Source organism: Methylobacterium sp. GXS13 (assembly GCF_001455965.1).
Classification (GTDB): Bacteria; Pseudomonadota; Alphaproteobacteria; order Rhizobiales; family Beijerinckiaceae; genus Methylobacterium.
The window spans coordinates 1-16,834 of sequence record NZ_LKKO01000048.1 but is presented as its reverse complement, the minus strand read 5'-3'; the positions used below and the strand labels follow the sequence as shown (position 1 = coordinate 16,834).

At 69.2% G+C, this 16,834-nt stretch carries 18 protein-coding genes; 7 read left to right on the top strand and 11 right to left on the bottom strand.

The genetic code is table 11. The annotated features are described in order from the left end of the window. Positions 1 to 24: 24 nt before the first annotated feature. The 4 genes from otnK to AO398_RS18140 all read right to left on the bottom strand — a co-directional run bounded on the left by otnK (position 25) and on the right by AO398_RS18140 (position 4,520). A complete protein-coding gene (gene otnK / locus AO398_RS18155) occupies positions 25 to 1,299 on the bottom strand; it encodes a 3-oxo-tetronate kinase (protein ID WP_058193520.1) in 1,275 nt (424 codons plus the stop codon). After that, positions 1,296 to 2,078, bottom strand: coding sequence for a 2-oxo-tetronate isomerase (gene otnI / locus AO398_RS18150; RefSeq protein ID WP_058193519.1), 783 nt, complete (start codon positions 2,076 to 2,078; stop codon positions 1,296 to 1,298). Before otnI ends, otnK begins: the two co-directional genes overlap by 4 nt. A gap of 14 nt (positions 2,079 to 2,092) precedes the next feature. Then, the gene (gene ltnD / locus AO398_RS18145; protein ID WP_058193518.1) at positions 2,093 to 3,007 is read right to left on the bottom strand and encodes an L-threonate dehydrogenase; all 915 of its coding nucleotides are present in this window, start codon (positions 3,005 to 3,007) and stop codon (positions 2,093 to 2,095) included. A 193-nt stretch (positions 3,008 to 3,200) separates the two neighbouring features. Continuing rightward, the gene (locus AO398_RS18140; RefSeq protein WP_058193517.1) at positions 3,201 to 4,520 is read right to left on the bottom strand and encodes an MFS transporter; all 1,320 of its coding nucleotides are present in this window, start codon (positions 4,518 to 4,520) and stop codon (positions 3,201 to 3,203) included. A 272-nt stretch (positions 4,521 to 4,792) separates the two neighbouring features. Here AO398_RS18140 and AO398_RS18135 point away from each other — a divergent pair, with 272 nt between their 5' ends. Both AO398_RS18135 and AO398_RS18130 read left to right on the top strand, forming a co-directional pair. After that, the gene (locus tag AO398_RS18135) at positions 4,793 to 5,800 is read left to right on the top strand and encodes a LacI family DNA-binding transcriptional regulator (RefSeq protein WP_058193516.1); all 1,008 of its coding nucleotides are present in this window, start codon (positions 4,793 to 4,795) and stop codon (positions 5,798 to 5,800) included. After that, positions 5,797 to 6,477 (top strand): aldolase, encoded by a 681-nt coding sequence (locus AO398_RS18130; protein ID WP_058193515.1) that lies wholly within the window; start codon positions 5,797 to 5,799, stop codon positions 6,475 to 6,477. Before AO398_RS18135 ends, AO398_RS18130 begins: the two co-directional genes overlap by 4 nt. Positions 6,478 to 6,702: 225 nt before the next feature. Here the strand turns inward: AO398_RS18130 and glyS are convergent, their stop codons facing one another. Next, a complete protein-coding gene (glyS, locus tag AO398_RS18125; protein ID WP_058193514.1) occupies positions 6,703 to 8,886 on the bottom strand; it encodes a glycine--tRNA ligase subunit beta in 2,184 nt (727 codons plus the stop codon). A 58-nt stretch (positions 8,887 to 8,944) separates the two neighbouring features. Beyond that, positions 8,945 to 9,388 (bottom strand): hypothetical protein, encoded by a 444-nt coding sequence (locus AO398_RS18120; RefSeq protein ID WP_058193540.1) that lies wholly within the window; start codon positions 9,386 to 9,388, stop codon positions 8,945 to 8,947. A gap of 180 nt (positions 9,389 to 9,568) precedes the next feature. On the opposite strand from AO398_RS18120, the gene AO398_RS18115 reads away from it, so the two are divergent. Next, the gene (locus AO398_RS18115) at positions 9,569 to 9,772 is read left to right on the top strand and encodes a hypothetical protein (RefSeq protein WP_058193513.1); all 204 of its coding nucleotides are present in this window, start codon (positions 9,569 to 9,571) and stop codon (positions 9,770 to 9,772) included. 5 nt (positions 9,773 to 9,777) lie between these two features. Further along, positions 9,778 to 10,107, top strand: coding sequence for a DUF6883 domain-containing protein (locus tag AO398_RS18110; RefSeq protein WP_058193512.1), 330 nt, complete (start codon positions 9,778 to 9,780; stop codon positions 10,105 to 10,107). A 4-nt stretch (positions 10,108 to 10,111) separates the two neighbouring features. Here the strand turns inward: AO398_RS18110 and AO398_RS18105 are convergent, their stop codons facing one another. Further along, positions 10,112 to 11,020, bottom strand: a complete 909-nt coding sequence (locus tag AO398_RS18105) for a glycine--tRNA ligase subunit alpha (protein WP_058193511.1) — start codon at positions 11,018 to 11,020, stop codon at positions 10,112 to 10,114. 147 nt (positions 11,021 to 11,167) lie between these two features. Between AO398_RS18105 and AO398_RS18100 the strand changes: the two genes are divergently transcribed. Both AO398_RS18100 and AO398_RS18095 read left to right on the top strand, forming a co-directional pair. Continuing rightward, positions 11,168 to 11,626, top strand: coding sequence for a GNAT family N-acetyltransferase (locus AO398_RS18100; protein ID WP_058193510.1), 459 nt, complete (start codon positions 11,168 to 11,170; stop codon positions 11,624 to 11,626). A gap of 143 nt (positions 11,627 to 11,769) precedes the next feature. Continuing rightward, positions 11,770 to 12,045: a hypothetical protein gene (locus AO398_RS18095; RefSeq protein WP_058193509.1), complete on the top strand. Its 276-nt coding sequence runs from the start codon at positions 11,770 to 11,772 to the stop codon at positions 12,043 to 12,045. Positions 12,046 to 12,070: 25 nt separating this feature from the next. Here AO398_RS18095 and AO398_RS18090 read toward each other — a convergent pair whose 3' ends face one another. The 4 genes from AO398_RS18090 to AO398_RS18075 form a co-directional block, all read right to left on the bottom strand. Further along, complete coding sequence (locus tag AO398_RS18090) at positions 12,071 to 13,681, bottom strand: Na+/H+ antiporter (protein WP_058193508.1); 1,611 nt, start codon at positions 13,679 to 13,681, stop codon at positions 12,071 to 12,073. A gap of 142 nt (positions 13,682 to 13,823) precedes the next feature. Next, positions 13,824 to 14,330 carry an MmcB family DNA repair protein gene (locus AO398_RS18085; protein ID WP_058193507.1) on the bottom strand — a complete coding sequence of 169 codons (507 nt, stop codon included), beginning with the start codon at positions 14,328 to 14,330 and terminating at the stop codon, positions 13,824 to 13,826. Positions 14,331 to 14,442: 112 nt separating this feature from the next. After that, a complete protein-coding gene (locus AO398_RS18080) occupies positions 14,443 to 15,228 on the bottom strand; it encodes a cobalamin-binding protein (protein ID WP_058193506.1) in 786 nt (261 codons plus the stop codon). 16 nt (positions 15,229 to 15,244) lie between these two features. Continuing rightward, positions 15,245 to 15,766, bottom strand: coding sequence for a DedA family protein (locus AO398_RS18075; protein WP_058193505.1), 522 nt, complete (start codon positions 15,764 to 15,766; stop codon positions 15,245 to 15,247). Positions 15,767 to 16,440: 674 nt separating this feature from the next. Here AO398_RS18075 and AO398_RS29440 point away from each other — a divergent pair. After that, positions 16,441 to 16,710, top strand: coding sequence for a hypothetical protein (locus AO398_RS29440; protein ID WP_058193504.1), 270 nt, complete (start codon positions 16,441 to 16,443; stop codon positions 16,708 to 16,710). Positions 16,711 to 16,834 lie beyond the last annotated feature (124 nt).

The following is a 16,834-nucleotide window of genomic DNA, read 5'->3' as shown; positions in this document are numbered from 1 at the left end:
CTCTTCGTCCGATGGTTTGCCGCGTCAGGCCATCATGTCCAGGGCACGCCCGAAGAAGTCCGTGCCGCCGAAATTGCCGGATTTCAGGGCGAGCAGCATCGGCTCGGGCCGGCCGGCACTGCGCAGGATCGGCACGCCCGCGGCGATCTCGGGTCCGAGCAGGAACGCCCGGAGACCGAGCCGATCGACCACAGCGCCCGAGGTCTCGCCCCCGGCCACCACGAGCCGGCGCACGCCGCGGGCGACCAGCCCCTCGGCGATGGCGGCGAGCGCAGCCTCGATGGCGTGACCGACCGCGTCGACCCCGTGCTGAGCCTGAAGGGCCCGGACCGCCTCGGGGGTCGCCGAGGAGGCGATCAGCACCGGGCCGGCGGCCAGGCGTGCGTCGGCGACGGCCAGGGCCTCGGCCACAGCGTCGGCTCCGGCCAGCAGGGCCGCGGTGTCGAGGCGCAGCACCGGCATCTGGGCCTCCGCGGCGGCGATCTGCTGGAGGGTCGCCTGCGAGCAGCTGCCGGCGAGGCAGGCCGCGGCCCCACCCACCGGCTCGCCCATGGCGGCGCCGGCCGCATCCCGGGTGCCGCGACCGTCGGCGACGAGGGCGCGGGCAAGACCGAGCCCCAGCCCCGAGGCACCCACCGAGAATTTTCTCGCGATGATCGCCCGGCCGAGGATTTCGAGGTCGCTGTCGAAGATCGCGTCCGCGATCGCCGCCTGCTTGCCCTCTTCGGCCAGGGCTTCGAGCCGGGCCGCCACCGCCTCGGCGCCCCGTGCCACCGTGGCGGTGTCGATGAGCCCGACCGCGCCCGCGCTCTGGCGCGCCAGCACGCGCACCAGGTTGGCGTCGCGCATCGGATTGAGCGGGTGGTCCTTGAGCGGGCTCTCGTTCAGGGGCACCGAGCCGACGAACAGGTTGCCCTGGTAGACGCTGCGTCCCGTCTCCGGGAAGGCGGGGGTGACGAGCGCGATGCGCTCGCCGGCCGCGTCCCGCAGGGCGTCCATCACCGGGCCGATATTGCCGGCGTCCGTGGAATCGAAGGTCGAGCAGACCTTGAACATCACGTGGGCCGCGCCCCGGGCCCGCAGCCAGCGTTCCGCCTCGCGGGACCGCGCCACGGCCTCGTCGGCCGGGATCGAGCGGCTCTTGAGCGCCACCACCACCGCGTCGGCCTCCGGCAGGGCCCGGTCATCCTCCGGCAAGCCGATGGTCTGGATCGTGCGCAGGCCCGCCTTGGTCAGGGTGTTGGCGAGGTCCGAGGCGCCCGTGTAATCGTCGGCGACGCATCCCAGCGCGAGACTCATCGGACTCTCCCTCTGTAGGCGGCGAGCCAGCCGAGGCCGGCCACGGTGTCGGCGGCCGGGATGTACTCGCAGCCGACGAAGCCGGCGTAGCCGAGCCGGTCCAGCTCGTCGAACAGGAACGCGTCGTCCATCTCGCCGGTGCCGGGCTCGTGCCGCTCGGGCACGCTCGCGGTCTGGACATGGCCGACGATCGGCATCAGCGCGCGCAGCCGCATGGTCACGTCGCCGTGCAGGATCTGGCAATGGTAGAGGTCGAACTGCAGCTTCAGGTTCGGCAGCGCCAGCGCGCGGATGAGATCCGCGGCCCGGCCGAAATCGTTCAGGAAGTAGCCCGGCATGTTGCGGCTGTTGATCGGCTCAAGCACGAGGTCGAGGCCGGCCTCGCCCAGGCGCTCCGCCGTCCAGGCCACCGCCCGGCGATAGGCCTCGGCGGCTTTGGGGTCATCGTGCGGGGCGAGCCCCGCCATCAGGTGCAGCCGGGCGACGCCGGTCGCCTCGGCGTAGCGGAGCGCCGTATCGACGCCGGCCTTCAGCTCATCCAACCGTTCAGGCAATGCCGCCAAGCCGCGCTCGCCCTTGGCGAAATCCCCCGGCGGCAGGTTGAACAGGGCCTGGGTCAGGCCGTTTACCCGAAGCCGCTCGGCGATGGCCTCGGGCGGGTGCTCGTAGGGGAACAGGAACTCGACGGCGTCGAACCCGGCGCGCGCCGCCGCATCGTAGCGGTCGAGGAACGGCACCTCGTTGAACATCAGGCTGAGATTGGCGGCAAAGCGCGGCATTTTCTTCGGACTCCCTAAGCCTGACCGGGCAGCTTGGCGCCCGAGACCTGCGCGTAGAGCCGCGCCACGGAGGCATCGTCGTCCCGGCCCATGCCGGCGCCGGACGCCATCAGGAACATCTGGAGCGCCGCCGCGGCCACCGGGACCGGGTACTTCTCCGCCCGGGCCATGTCCTGCACGATGCCGAGATCCTTGACGAAGATGTCGACCGCGCTCTTCGGCGCGTAGTCCGCGTCGAGGATGTGGGGCACCCGGTTCTCGAACATCCAGGAATTGCCCGCCGACTTGGTGATCACCTCGTAGACGCGGGCCAGGTCGAGGCCCTGCTTGGCGGCAAAGCTCATCGCCTCGCAGGCGGCCGCGATATGGACCCCGGCCAGCAGCTGGTTGATCATCTTGAAGGCCGCGCCTTGGCCGGCTTCGTCGCCGAGCTCGTAGAGCGTGCCGGCCATGGCATCGAGGGCGGGCCGGGCCTTGGCGAAGGCAGCCGGCGAGCCCGAGGCCAGGAAGGTCAGCCCGCCATCGGCCGCGCGGGCGGCGCCGCCGCTCATCGGGGCGTCGAGATAGTGCCGGCCGGTGGCCTCCAGACGGGCCGCCAGCGTGCGGGCGACGGCAGGGTCCATGGTCGCCGACGAGACGAACACGGCGCCCTCGGGCATCGCCGCGGCGGCGCCGTTTTCGCCGAACAGCACCGCCTCGGTCTGAGCGGCGTTGACGACCACGCTCACCACCACGTCGGCGCCCTGCGCCGCCTCGGCCGGATTGGCCGCCGCAATCCCGCCCGCATCCCGGAAACGGGCGACGACCTCCGGGTTCACGTCGCAGGCAGCGACGGAGAAGCCGGCCCGCAGCAGCGAGCCCGCCATGCCGGAGCCCATGGAGCCGAGGCCGATCACCGCGGCGCGGCCTGTCTGCGGGGTGGTGACCATCGGGTTGGCTCCTGCTTTGAAGGTTACAGACTCGGCAGCACGTGTTTGAAACACCGCGTTTTCCTCTCCCCCTTGCGGGGAGGGGTCAGGGGTGGGGGTGGCTCAGAAGGGACCGCTGAGCCCTATCCGGCACCACCCCCACCTCCGGCTCCTCCCCGCAAGAGGGAGGAGAGGGCGTCGAGGCATACCCGCCTCAGCGGTTGACCATCTTGGCCGGGGTGACGAACACGCAGGCCGAGCCGACCACCAGCATGACCGCCAGCGCGTACATGCCGGCCGCGGTGCTGCCGGTGGCGTCGCGCAAAGCCCCGATCACGTAGGGGCTGACGAAGCCCGCGAGGTTGCCCACCGAGTTGATCAGCGCGATGCCGGCCGCCGCCCCCGCGCCGCTCAGGAAGGCGGTGGGCAGGGACCAGAACAGGGGCGAGCAGGTCAGCACGCCGGCCGCCGCCACCGAGAGCGCCGCCACGGCGATCGTGGTCGAGCCCGCGCTCGCCGAGACGACGAAGCCGACGGCGCCGACGAGCGCCGGGATGATCAGGTGCCAGCGGCGCTCGCGCATCCGGTCGGCGGAGAGGCCCAGCAGGATCATCACGACGGCCGCGCACAGGAACGGGATCGCGCTGATCAAGCCGATATTGAGGTTGCCCTGCACGCCGGACGCCTTGACGATCGTCGGCAGCCAGAAGGTCAGGCCGTACTGACCGGTGACGAAGGCGAAGTAGATCAGGCTCATGAACCACACGCGGCCGTTGCGGAACACGGTGGCGATGGAGTGCGGGCTGGATTCCTTGCCGTGGTTGTCGGCGGCGATGTCGCGCTCGAGGACCTGCTTCTCCGCGTCGGTCAGCCACTTGGCCTCGGAGGGGCGGTTGTCGAGATAGAGGAACACCGCGACGCCGATCAGCACCGCCGGCACGGCCTCGATCAGGAACATCCACTGCCAGCCGGACAGGCCCTGGGCGCCGTTGAACGCGTCCATGATCCAGCCGGAGAGCGGGTTGCCGAAGATGCCGGAGATCGGAATCGCGGCCATGAACACCGCGATCACCTTGGCCCGGCGATGGGCCGGGAACCACTGCGTCGTGTACAGGATCACGCCCGGGTAGAAGCCCGCCTCGGCCAGGCCGAGCAGGAAGCGCATCCCGTAGAAGCTCCATTCCGAGTTCACGAATAGGAACGCCCCGGAGATCAGCCCCCAGGTGATCATGATCCGGGCGATCCAGACCCGGGCGCCGACCCGGTGCAGGATCACGTTCGACGGTACCTCGAACAGGAAGTAGCCCAGAAAGAAAATGCCCGCGCCGAGGCCGTAGACCGTCTCGGAGAACTTGAGCTCCTGGGACATCTGCAACTTGGCGAAGCCGACATTCACCCGGTCGAGATACGCCACCACGTAGCAGAGCATCAGGAACGGCACGAGGCGCCAGAACACCTTGCCGTAGGTCCGGTCGACGAAGGTCTTTTCGTCCGCGAGGGCCGCGCCCCGCAGCGGGGCGGCTTGAACCGACATCGGCGTTCTCCCTGGTCCGCGCCGCGTCGAAAGGCGGGCGAGGAATGGTCTTCACCGCTCGTTCCGGCGGCGCTGGCGGGGGCTGTAGCGACTTTTGGCAGCGCTGCCAATCCGGTTGTGCGGTATAATGCAGGACGCTATGGCGAGCTGTAAGGCGCTGCCATGCGCGAGACCGGCCTCTTATCCACCCCCCTCATCTTGAGGCGCGGCGAAGCCGCCTCGTGATGAGGGCGTGGGTGGGAGGAGCGGGAGAGGCACGAAAAGGCCGGGAGATGGACGAATTCCAGCCGCCGGGGCGGCTCGTGACGCTCACCGACGTCGCCCGCGAGGCGGGGGTCGGTGAGAGCACGGTCTCGCGGGTCCTGCGCAACCACGGCTCCTCTTCGAAGCGCGCCCGGGAACGGGTGGCGGAGGCCGTGGCCCGGCTCGGCTACGTGCCGAACCGTCTCGCCGGGAGCCTCGCGGGACCGGGGGCGAGTGCGCAGCTCGCCGGGGTGATCGTGCCGTCGCTCGCCAACGTCGTCTTCCCCGACTTGCTGCGCGGGTTGACCGGCGCCCTGGATGCCGTGGGTATCCGCTGCGTGATCGGGGTGAGCGACTACGATCCCGACCGGGAGGAGGCGCTGGCCGCCGCGCTCTTGTCCTGGCGCCCGGCCGCGCTGCTGCTCACCGGGCTGGAGCACAATCCCGCGACGGTGGCCCTGGCAAGGGCCGGGGGCGTGCGCGTTGTCGAGATGATCGACACGGACGGCGCGGGGATCGATGCCGTGGTCGGTTTCTCCAACCGGGCGGTGGGGGCGGCGAGCGCCCGGCACCTGGTGGCACGCGGATACCGGCGCATCGCCTATCTCGGCCACGACCTGCAGGTGGACCTGCGCGCCGGCAAGCGCCTCGCCGGGTTCGAGGCCGCCTTGGGCGAGGCCGGCTTGTCGCTCCACGGCAGAGAGATCCGGCCCGGGCCGTCTTCGCCCGGTTCCGGCCGGGCCGGGCTGGAGGTGCTGCTGGCGCGCCACCCGGACCTCGACGCCGTGTATTTCTCCAACGACGACATGGCGCTCGGCGGCTATTTCGCCTGCCTGTCGGCGGGCTTGAGCGTACCGGGGCGGATCGCGCTGTTCGGCTTCAACGGGCTCGACTTCGCGGCGGCGATGCCCCAGCCCCTGTCGACGGTGCGCACCCCGCGCCTGGAAATCGGCAGGCAGGCGGCCGCCTGCCTGCTGGGTGAAAGTCCCAAACGAATCGATCTCGGATTCGAGCTGATCGAGGGAGCGACCGCATGAGCGATGAGAGCCGGCTGCGTGAAGACATCTGCCGCTACGGCCGCTCGCTGTTCGAGCGCGGCCTGACCCCGGGCTCGTCGGGCAACATCTCGCTGCGCCTGCCCGACGGCGGCTGGCTGGTGACGCCGACCAACGCGTCGCTGGGCTTCCTCGACCCGGCCCGGATCTCGCGGCTGGACGCGGACGGCCGGCTGATCTCCGGCGACAAGCCGACGAAAGAGATCCCGCTGCATACGGCGCTCTACGAGAGCCGGGGCGGGGCCAAGGCGATCGTCCACCTGCACTCGACCCACGCGGTGGCGGTCTCGATGCTGCCGGAGATCGACCCGCGCCAGGTTCTGCCGCCGCTGACACCCTACTACCTGATGCGCACCGGCGGCACCGCGCTGGTGCCGTATTACCGCCCGGGCGATCCCGCGGTGGCGGACGCGATCCGGGGGCTCGCCGGCAAATACAGCTCGGTGCTGCTGGCCAATCACGGCCCGGTGGTCGCCGGCGACAGCCTGGAGGGTGCGGTCTTCGCCACCGAGGAGCTGGAGGAGACCGCCAAGCTTTACTTGCTCCTTCGCAACCTCAACCCGCGGCAGCTCAGCCCCGGGCAGGTGGCGGATCTCGTCAGCCATTTCGGGCTGACCCTGCCGGAGGTGGAGGATCATGCGGGGCATGATCACGGATGAGGGGTGAAGGAGCGGTGGCCGTGCATTCCCTCGCCCCGCCTGCGGGGAGAGGGCTCCGGCGACCTCGTCGTCGCCGGAGCGAGGCGGCAGCCGAGGGTGAGGGGGCGGTTCCGGAGAGGCCCTTCCTGAGCCGCCCCCTCACCGCCGCTCCGGCTGCGCCTGCGCTTCCCGCACGGACGACGAGGTCCGTGCGGGCCTCCTCCCGCGTGCGGGGAGAGGGGGGAGCTACCCCTCGATCTTCGAGAAATCCGCCACCGCGCGGGTCGCGGCGCGGAGCGCGTTGAGCAGCAGCAGGCGGTTCTCGCGCAGCTTCGGGGCGGGCGCGTTGACGGTCACGTCCTGGAAGAAGGCGTCGACCGGTACGCGCAGGGTCGAGAGCGCCCGCATCGCGCCGGCGAAGTCCTCGTTCGCGATGGCTCGCGATGCCGTCGCGGCGGCGCCCGCCAGGGCCTCGGCGAGCGCCCGCTCGGCCAGCTCGCCGGACGCCGCAAGCGCGGCATCGGGCGCGGCATCGTAGGCGCGGCCGTCCTTCTTCTCCTCGATCCGCAGGATGTTCGAGGCGCGCTTGTAGCCCGCGAGCAGGTTCCTGCCGTCCTCGGTCTCTAGGAACGCCTGCAAGGCCTCAACCCGACGCACCACCATCAGCAGGTCGTCCTGGCCGGGCAGCGCGAAGACCGCGTCGATCAGGTCGTACCGGGCGCCCTGGTCGCGCAGGTAGACTTTGAGGCGGTCGGCAAAAAAGGAGAGGAGATCGAGGCTCGATGATCGGACTTGGCGCCCATCCCAAGCAACCGATACAAATCCATGCCCAAACGATGCGACCCCGTCGCCAGCATTTGCGAGATGGGCTTTCTTTATTGAATCGCCGATGAGCTCGGCATGTGCGTCCAGGATTTTGACGAGGTTGGAACGTTTGCCGTTAAGCACGTACCGAATCACCCCCAAGGCCGCCCGCCGCAGCGCATACGGGTCCTTGCTCCCCGTCGGCTTCTCGTCGATCGCCCAAAAGCCCACCAGCGTGTCGAGCTTGTCGGCCAGTGCTACCGCGATCGAGACGGGATCGCTCGGCACCCGGTCGGAGGGGCCGACCGGCTTGTAATGCTCCTCGATGGCCGCGCAGACGCTTCCGTGCTCGCCCTGGAGCGCGGCATATTTCCGGCCCATCAGGCCCTGAAGCTCCGGGAATTCGCCGACCATTTCAGTGACGAGGTCCGCTTTGGCGAGGCGGGCGGCGCGCTCGGCCAAAGCCGGGTCGGCCCCAACCAGGGGCGCCAGCTCTTTCGCCAGGGCGGCGATGCGGGTGATCCGCTCGCCCTGGGTGCCGAGTTTTTCGTGAAAGACGATGCTGTCGAGCTTAGGCAGGCGGTCTTCCAGGCGGATCGCCTTGTCGGTTTCCCAGAAGAATTTCGCGTCCGAGAGGCGCGCCCGCACTACCCGCTCGTTGCCGGCCGTGATCGCCTGGCCGCCATCCGAGGCCAAAAGGTTCGAAACCAGGATGAAGGCGGGGGCCAGATCCTCCGAGCCGGATTTGCGCAGCACGAAGCACTTCTGGTTCGCCCGGATCGTCGCCCGGATCGCCTCGGCCGGGATGTCGAGGAAGGCCGCGTCGAAGGAGCCCATGAGCACCACCGGCCATTCGACCAGGCCGGCCACCTCCTCCAGCAGGCCCTCGTCCTCCACGAGGTCGAGGCCGCGCGCGAAGGCAAGGTCGCGGGCATCGTGCAGGATCACGTCCTTGCGCCGGTCGGCGTCGAGGATGACCTTCGCGCGCTCCAGGGCCTGGATGTAGTCGTCGAACCGGCGGACCTCGATCGGCCCCGGCGCCAGGAACCGGTGGCCGTAGGTTACTGTGCCGGCCGCGATGCCGCCGACCGCGAACGGCACGACTTCGGGGGTCTCGGTCTCCGGCCCGAAGGTCGCGACGATCGATAGCAGCGGGCGTACCCAGCGCAGGGCGCCGGGCTGGGCCGAGGCCGCGCCCCAGCGCATCGCCTTCGGCCAGGGGAAATTTTTGATGATGTCGGGCAGAAGCTCGGCAAGCACGTCCAGGGTCGCGCGGCCAGGCCGTTCGATCACCGCGAGGTAGAACTCGCCCTTCTTCGGGTCGGTGATTCTCTTGGCCTCATCCAGGCTCGTCAGGCCGGCGCCCTTCAGGAACCCCTGGATGGCGGCCTCGGGGGCGCCGACCCGCGGGCCCCGGCGCTCCTCGCGCACCGCCTCGCCCCGGGCGGGCAGGCCGGCGATGTGCAGCGCCAGCCGGCGCGGCGTCGAGAACGCCTTGGCGCCCTCGTACAGGAAGCCGCGCTCGACCAGCGCATCGGTGACGAGCTTCTTCAGATCCTCCGCCGCGCGCCGCTGCATGCGGGCGGGGATCTCTTCCGAGCGGAGTTCGAGCAGGAGGTCGGGCATGGCGCGGCCATATCGCCGCGCCGCAGGCCTGTCGAGGGTCGAACGGCCGGGGCCGGATTTATTGCGCCTCGCCCTTCAGGATGGTGGTGAGCTGCCACTTGCGATCGCCGATCGCGTGGGCGTCCGACACCCGCCAGGCCCCGTCCTCGCGCACGAGGTCGAAGACGATGGATTTCGAGCCGTCCCCGCCCTTCCGCTCCACCGTGACCTTCGCCTGGTCCTTGCCCTCGGTGGCCTCCTTGAAGGTCAGGGCCTTCACGGTGTCGGGCTTCAGGGGCTCGCCGTTGAGGCGGTAATCGAAATCGAGGCTGCCAGTGGCGCCGTTGGCCTGCTTGGCGTCGGCGTCGAACAGGCCCTGGAGCCGCTTGGTGTAGACGGCCGAGTGATTCGGGCGCGGCTCGGCGTAGAGCTTCTTGACCACGGCCTCAGGGCCGGGATCGGCCGCGAGCGCCGGGGCCAAGCCGAAGGCGAGGACGCCGAGGGCGAGGAGGGTCTGTTTCATCATGGGATTCCCGCGTCTGCGGACGCGCCGGAGCGCGCCGGTTGGCGGGGGTTGCAACGCGCGAAGGCTCAAGGGGCTCCGCCGACGACCCATGGAAGCATTTGCGCGTTTGCGAACCGCGCGCACATGATGCGGCATGTCGTTCGACACGCTGTATCAGTCCCGTGATCCCGTGATCCCGTGACGCCCCGTCCGGCCTTCGCCGAGCTGAGCGAGGTCGCAGTGCTGCGCGATATGCAGACCGACGACGGCTACCTGATCCCGGCCGGTATGGAAGGCACGATCGTCGGCATCTGGGCCGGCGGCGAAGCCTACGAGGTCGAGTTCGACGAACCGGTGGCGGACAACGCCACGGTTCGCGCGGGAGCCCTACGGGCAGCCTAAGGGCGGTGGCCGACGATCCCGACGACTGGACGCCCGATCTCGCAATCGCCGAATCCAAGATCCACGGCTATCTGCTGAACCCCGATCATCGTAAGGGCGGCGTCCTGCTGGCCTGCGGCTTCACGCAATCCGGCGGCGACGTGCTGGTCTTCGCCTTCTTCCGACATCCCCGCCCGAGCCAACTCGTCCGCGAGTTCGCGGACGTCTATGGCCACCAGTTCGACTACGAGAGACCTCTCGAGAGCCCGGATGGCCGCAACCCGCTGTTCCGGTCCGTGTGGCAATCGAAGCCCGGCGATCCGCGGCGCTTCTTCTGCACCGCCTATCCGCTTTGAGGCCTCACGCCCCGCCGGCCGCCGTCTTGAGCCACGCCGCGCCGCAAGCCTTGGCGAGTTCCCGCACCCGCAGGATGTAGCTCTGGCGCTCAGTGACCGAGATCACGCCGCGGGCGTCGAGCAGGTTGAAGACATGGCTCGCCTTGATGCACTGGTCGTAGGCCGGCTGCGCCATACGGTGGCGCTCGGTCTCGGCGGCGGGCGCGCCGGCGTCGAGATAGGACCGGCAGGCGGCCTCCGCGTCGGTGAACTGGCGGAACAGCATCGCCGTGTCGGCCGCTTCGAAATTGTGCCGGGAATATTCCTGCTCGGCCTGCAGGAACACGTCGCCGTAGGTGATCCGGTCGGCCCCCTCGGCGCCGTTGAAGTCGAGGTCGTAGACGTTCTCGACGCCCTGGACGTACATGGCGAGCCGCTCGAGCCCGTAGGTCAGCTCGCCGGCCACGGGGGCGCATTCGAAGCCGGCCACCTGCTGGAAGTAGGTGAACTGGCTGACCTCCATCCCGTCGCACCAGCATTCCCAGCCGAGGCCCCAGGCGCCGAGCGTCGGGCTCTCCCAATCGTCCTCGACGAAGCGGATGTCGTGGAGCTTCAGGTCGACCCCGATCGCGTCCAGCGAGGCGAGGTAGAGCTCCTGCAGGTTGGGCGGGTTCGGCTTCAGGATCACCTGGAACTGGTAATAGTGCTGGAGCCGGTTGGGGTTTTCGCCGTAGCGGCCGTCCTTGGGCCGGCGCGACGGCTGGACATAGGCCGCCTTCCAGGGCTTGGGGCCCAGCGCCCGCAGCGTCGTCGCCGGATGGAACGTGCCGGCGCCGACCTCCATGTCGTAGGGCTGGAGGATCACGCAGCCCTGCGCCGCCCAGAATTCCTGCAGCGTCAGGATCAGCCCCTGGAACGATTTCTTGTGGGACATGGGCGGCGAAGGCTCGGCGATGCGGGTCTGGGGGTCGGCGGGCCGGTTTAGGTGCGGGCGGCGGGGGGTGCAAGACGAGGGCGCCCCTTGCGCCCAGGCGGCGGACGATGGTCAGCTTGCCCCCACGCAGCGGGGGAGAGGCGGATCATGATCATCAGCCCGGACAGAATCGAGATCCGCCCGATCGGCGCGGGGGACCGGGCCGCGTGGCTGCCGCTGTGGGAAGGCTACCAGGCCTTCTACAAGGTCGACCTCGCCGAGGCGGTCACAGAGAGCACCTGGGGCCGCCTCAACGATCCGTCCGAGCCGGTGGACGGCGCCCTAGCCTGGCGGGACGGGGAGGCAGTCGGCCTCGTCCACCACATCCGCCATCGCTCGGCCTGGACGATCGGCGATTACTGCTACCTCCAGGATCTGTTCGTGGCGGATGTTGCCCGCGGCGCGGGAATCGGACGCCGGCTGATCACGCATGTCTATGACGTTGCGCAGGCCGCCGGGTGTTCGCGCGTCCACTGGCTCACCCACGAGACCAATACCGACGCGATGCTGCTCTACGACCGGATCGCCGAGCGGTCGGGCTTCGTCCAATACCGCAAGATCCTCTGACATCATCGCCGTGGGTGCGGGCCAGCACGCCAGCTCGACTGTTTTCGGGGCATAGCGGGAACCGTCAAGTTCGCGGCCAAGTTATCGCCGCAAACAGGGGATTTCGGCAGCGTCAGCGCGCCGAACAGGACGGACCACCGATCATGCAACAGGCTCGCAAGCTTAACGATTTCGGCCGCAAGAACCTCGCCGTCCTGGCCGCCATCGCCGTCTCCGCCATGGCCGCCACCCCGTTCGTGATGAGCGCCAGCCGCGCGCTGGCGACCCCGGAGGAGCCGACCATTACGGCGACCCTGCGAGTTGAGCCCGTGGAGGTCTCCCCCGTGGCGGCCCCCAAGGAGGCAGCGCCCTGCCTGCGCAAGGTTCGGGTCGTCTACAGCGGCTACAACACCCCGTCCGACGCCTGCATCACCCACTGAGGTCAGCAGCGTCAGGCGCGGCTCATCAGGCCGCGCCATGGGCCGCCGGCGCGCCAGCGAGGCGCTTCAGGTGGAGCTCCTCCAGGTCGATCTCCCCCTCCAGCGTCCGCAGCACCGAGCTATGGATGCGGTTCTCCTGGTGCAGCGCGATCAGCGCCGAGCGGCCGGATCGCACGGCCAGCAACGCGGCGGCGAAATGCTCGGTCTTCTCGGCGGCCAGCGCCCCACGCTCGTCGCGGTCCCGGGATACTGCCCGCACCCGCCGACGATATTCCTCCACCAAACGCGGATGCTGCAGCGCGCCGGATCCGGGTGCCACCAGCCGCTCCAGGGCGGCGAGCCCGGCCTCGCTCACCACCACCCGGGCCATCGCGGCGTCGAGATGGCCATCCGGCAGGCTCTGGTTCGGGTCGAGGCGCAGCGTCCGGATTAGCGGACCGAGCGTCGTACCCTGGATCAAAACGGTGAACAGGATCACAGCGAAGGCCGCCACCAGGATCGCGTCGCGACCCGGAAAATCCACCGGCAGCGCCAGAGCGGCGGCGAGCGTCACCGGCAGCCGCATGCCGGCCCAACCGATGATCAGCGGCACCCGCGGGTCCGGGCGGGGTTCCTGGGCGCGCACCCGGGCCGACAAGGTCCATCGCAGGTAGACGGCCGGGAAGACCCAGAGCAGCCGGGCGACCACGCAGGCCGCCGTGACGGTGACCGCCAGGGGCAGACCCGTGACGAGCGGCCCGAGATCGCCCCCGGTCCGGGCGAGCACGCCGCGCAGGGCCAGCCCGATCAGCACGAAGACCAGGGCTTCCAGCACGAAGACCACGAATTCCCACACCGCCACGGCGTGGCGCCGGACATGGGCGTCGAAGGTCTCGTGCTCTTGCCCACCCATCATCAGGCCGCAGGCGACCACGGCGAGCACCCCGGAGGCGTGGATTTCCTCGGCCGCGAGATAGGCCGTGTAGGAGGCAAGAAAGCTCAGCACCGTCACGGCGTTGGCGTCGTGCAGGCGCCGTACCAGCGCATTCACCGCGAGACCGCAGGCGAGCCCCACCGCGACGCCCGCCACCGCCAGCCAGGCGAAGCTGCCCGCCGCCGCCCATGCGCTGAAGCTGCCGGTCAGCGCCGCCGCCACGGCGAAGCGGTAGAGCACGAGGCCCGACGCGTCGTTGACGAGGCTCTCGCCCTCCAGGACCGTCACCATTTGGCGGGGCAGGGCGACCCGGGCCAACACCGCCTTGGCGGCGACGGCGTCCGGTGGCGACACGATGGCGCCGAGCGCGAAGCAGGCGGCCCAGGGCAGGGCCGACACCACCGCGTGGGCGACGAGCCCGACCACCAGGGTGGTGAACAGCACGGCGCCCAGCGACAGCGACAGGATCGGGCCGAGGCTCGCTCGGAAATCGCGCCAGACGGTGAAATAGGCGGATTCGAGCAGCAGCGGCGGCAGGAACAGGACCATGATCAGGTCCGGATCGAGATCGAAGGCCGGCAGGCCCGGCGCCACCGCCAGCGCCATGCCGCCGAGCACCAGGGCGGCGGCCGGGGGAAATCCGAGCCGCTTGGCCATCAAAGACAGCAACAGGGCCGCCCCGAGGAGCGTGAGGATCAATTCGAACAGGGCAACGGGCGTCATCACCCGGCCATAGCGCAGTCTTCACGAAAACGTCAGGGCTTCAAAAAGTCCGGGACTTTTGGCGGATGCAGGGCGGAGCCTTGCTGCATCGGGGCTTCGCCCCAGAACCCCGTCCAATGGCATAACCCCTTAGAATACCTTGTTAAAGCGCTCCTTCCCGCACCGCGCCGGGATCGGCCAGGGCGTGGAGGATGCGGGCGGCGCTGTGGGCGAAGCGGAGGGTGACGGCCTTGCGGCGGGGGCCGCTGAGCGGGTGCTCGGGGGCGTCCCGCAGGATGCCGGCGCCGTAGCCGTCGGCGACGATCAGGCCGCACTCCTCCGGGATCAGGGATTCGGGCACGTCCTCGGGAATCGCGAAGAAGAACCGGTCGCAGAAGTCCTTGTAATCAGGCCACTTTCGGTCCGCGCGGAAATCCGCGACGCTCGACTTGATCTCCACGATGGTGAGGCGTCCGGCGCCGCACAGAGCGATGACGTCGGCGCGGCGGCCGTTGACCAAGGAGAATTCCGGAAGGGAGACGCAGCCCATCTCGGAGAAGAGGCGGCGCACGCCGCGCTGGATCCGCAGGGCGGTGGGCGATTGCCGTCCATCGGGGGGCAGGATCAGGGTGCCCGCCGGGAGGGCGGGGAGGCCGAGGGAAGCGGACATGCGGTATCGGGATGTGCCTGTGTCGATTCGGGACATCCTGTCGAATCGCGCCGCTCCCGTCACCTGCGGCGCGGCATCACTCCCGGATCGTGCCGGAAAGAACTATCCTCGATCAAGGGCTTAGTCCCAAAAAAACCTGGATCGCGGCAAAGCCGTCGGCGAGCGCGGCCGGCCCCGGCTGGAGGATCAGCGGGGCTTTGATCTCGTGGATCCGGCCGTCTCGCACCGCCGGGATCGCGTCCCAGCCGGGGCGGGCGCGGATGCGATCGATGTTGACCTTCTTGCCGCACCAGGAGGCCAGGATCACGTCGGGGGCGGCGGCGATCACTTGGTCGGCGGTGACGATCCGGTCCTTCGCGGCAGGCTGCCGACTGAGCTCGGGGAAGACGTCCTGCCCCCCGGCATAGCCGATCAATTCGGAGACCCAACCGATTCCGGAGATCATCGGCGCGTCCCACTCTTCGAAGTACACGCGCAGGCGGGGCGTTCCCTTCGCGCGCTCGTCAGCCCTTTGTAGGGACTCGGCGAAGGATTGGGCGAGCGCCGCGGCCCGCTCCGGAACCCCGACCAGGGCCCCCAGGGTGCGAATCATCGCCAGGCAGCCCGCAACATCCCTCTGGTTGAACAGGTGGACGGCGATACCCGCGCGGGCCAGGTCGGCGACGATGTCGGCCTGGAGGTCGGAAAACGCCAGGACGAGGTCCGGCGCCAGCGCCAGGATCTTGGGGAGGTCGGCGCTGGTGAAGGCCGAAACCCGGGGCTTCTCCCGGCGGACCCGGGGCGGGCGCACCGCGTAGCCCGAGACGCCGACGATCCTTTCCTCCTCGCCCAGAAGGTACAGGGTCTCGACGGTCTCCTCGGTGAGGCAGACGATGCGCTCCGGGGGGAAGCGGCGCATCAGCGGGCCTTGCGGATCATCGGTCGAGCCAGGTGAGCAGCCCGGCCCCGGGGGCGAGCAGCACGAAGGCCCAGACCAGGGCCGAGGCGACGTTGGCCAGCTGGAACGGCAGCCGCGCCAGGCCGAGGGTGCCGGCGAGCAGCGGCACCAGGGCCCGGGCCGGCCCGAAGAAGCGCCCGAGCGCCACCGCGGCGATGCCCCAGCGGCCGATGAAGCGTTCCGCCTTGGCGACGAGGTCGGGATAGCGCCGCAGCGGCCACTTGGTGCGGGCGCCCGGCCCGACCCAGCGCCCGACCTCGTAGGAGAGCCAATCCCCCAGGGCGGCGCCGAGCGCGGCTGCGCCGATCACCGGCCAGAGCGGGATGTCGGCCCCCCCGACCAGGGCGCCGATGCCGATCAGGATCACGGTGGCCGGCACGAACAGCGACAGGATCGCGATCGACTCGCAGAAGGCGAGCCCCCCGGCGATCAGCGGGGTCCAGACCTTGTGCGCCTCGACGAAGGCGAGGGTCGAGCTGCGCAGGGCTTCGATGTCCATAGGCCTCGAGGGGGCGGCAGGGCGAACTGACCCATCTGAGGTGGGGGCAGGCTGGGGACAAGGGTTTTGAGTTCTGGGGTTTGGGTGGAGGTGCAGACAGTAGGCGCCGCCGGGGGCCGGTGGCCACAGATTTTGAACTCCGATCAACGTATTGATGATTACTATCATCTCAAGCGGCCGCAGACGCTCCCTTGATTGCATTACGCGCGTTGTGTGTAGGTCGCAGCTCTGAAATGCTAACCTCGCACACCCCATTTGATTTAGTCCGGTCGCTCCTCGGACCGTCACAACATCCTGCAAGCGTACGCTTCTGGTTGCGACCAGCCGTTCGCATAAGGGCACATCACGGAACGAGGCACACCATTATCGGCTGTGGACGGTAGCAAGCCGTTGTATGTTTTGGGAGTCTGCTTCCCCGTATCGACAAAAGCGTCCTAACACTGAGGAGCTGGATAGCCGCCAGCCAGCGTTGGGTCGGTCTTTATAAATCTAGTCTACCGCGTGCAGATCCTGGGCTACAACCCCGATCAGATCGGCTACGTGGTCATGTAATCCGGACTCCCACAAATCGTCCTATTTACGATGATACTCCTGCTGATGCCAATTATTGACGCGAGGCTACTCGTCGTCACGGGCACGCTGTCTTCATCACGAGCTGCTGGATCGAAGTCAGCTTGCCCTACGACGTCGGGGCCGATCAGCTGATCCTACCGCAGCTCCTGCGCGTCATCGGCCAGCCGTTGTTCACGATCACGCTTTCGCAGCACTCAACCGTCGGCCTGAGCCCGAAAAAGACCACCGACGCTTCAGGCCTGTCGAACACGATGCGAAACCGCGGCGGCTTGATTGGCATCGCGATGCTGTCGACGATGATCGACCGGAGCGAGCAAATGCACTTCTCGGTGCTGGCCGAGGCGATCACGGTGAACGTCACGCGCACCTAGAGGCTGTTATGGACCTGGGTCGGGCTGATGCTCAGATGAGCGGGGATGAGCGCGACCCGCAAGCTGTATCCGTCCGATGTTTCCGATGAGGAGTGGGCGCTGGTTGCGCCCTACCTGACGCTGC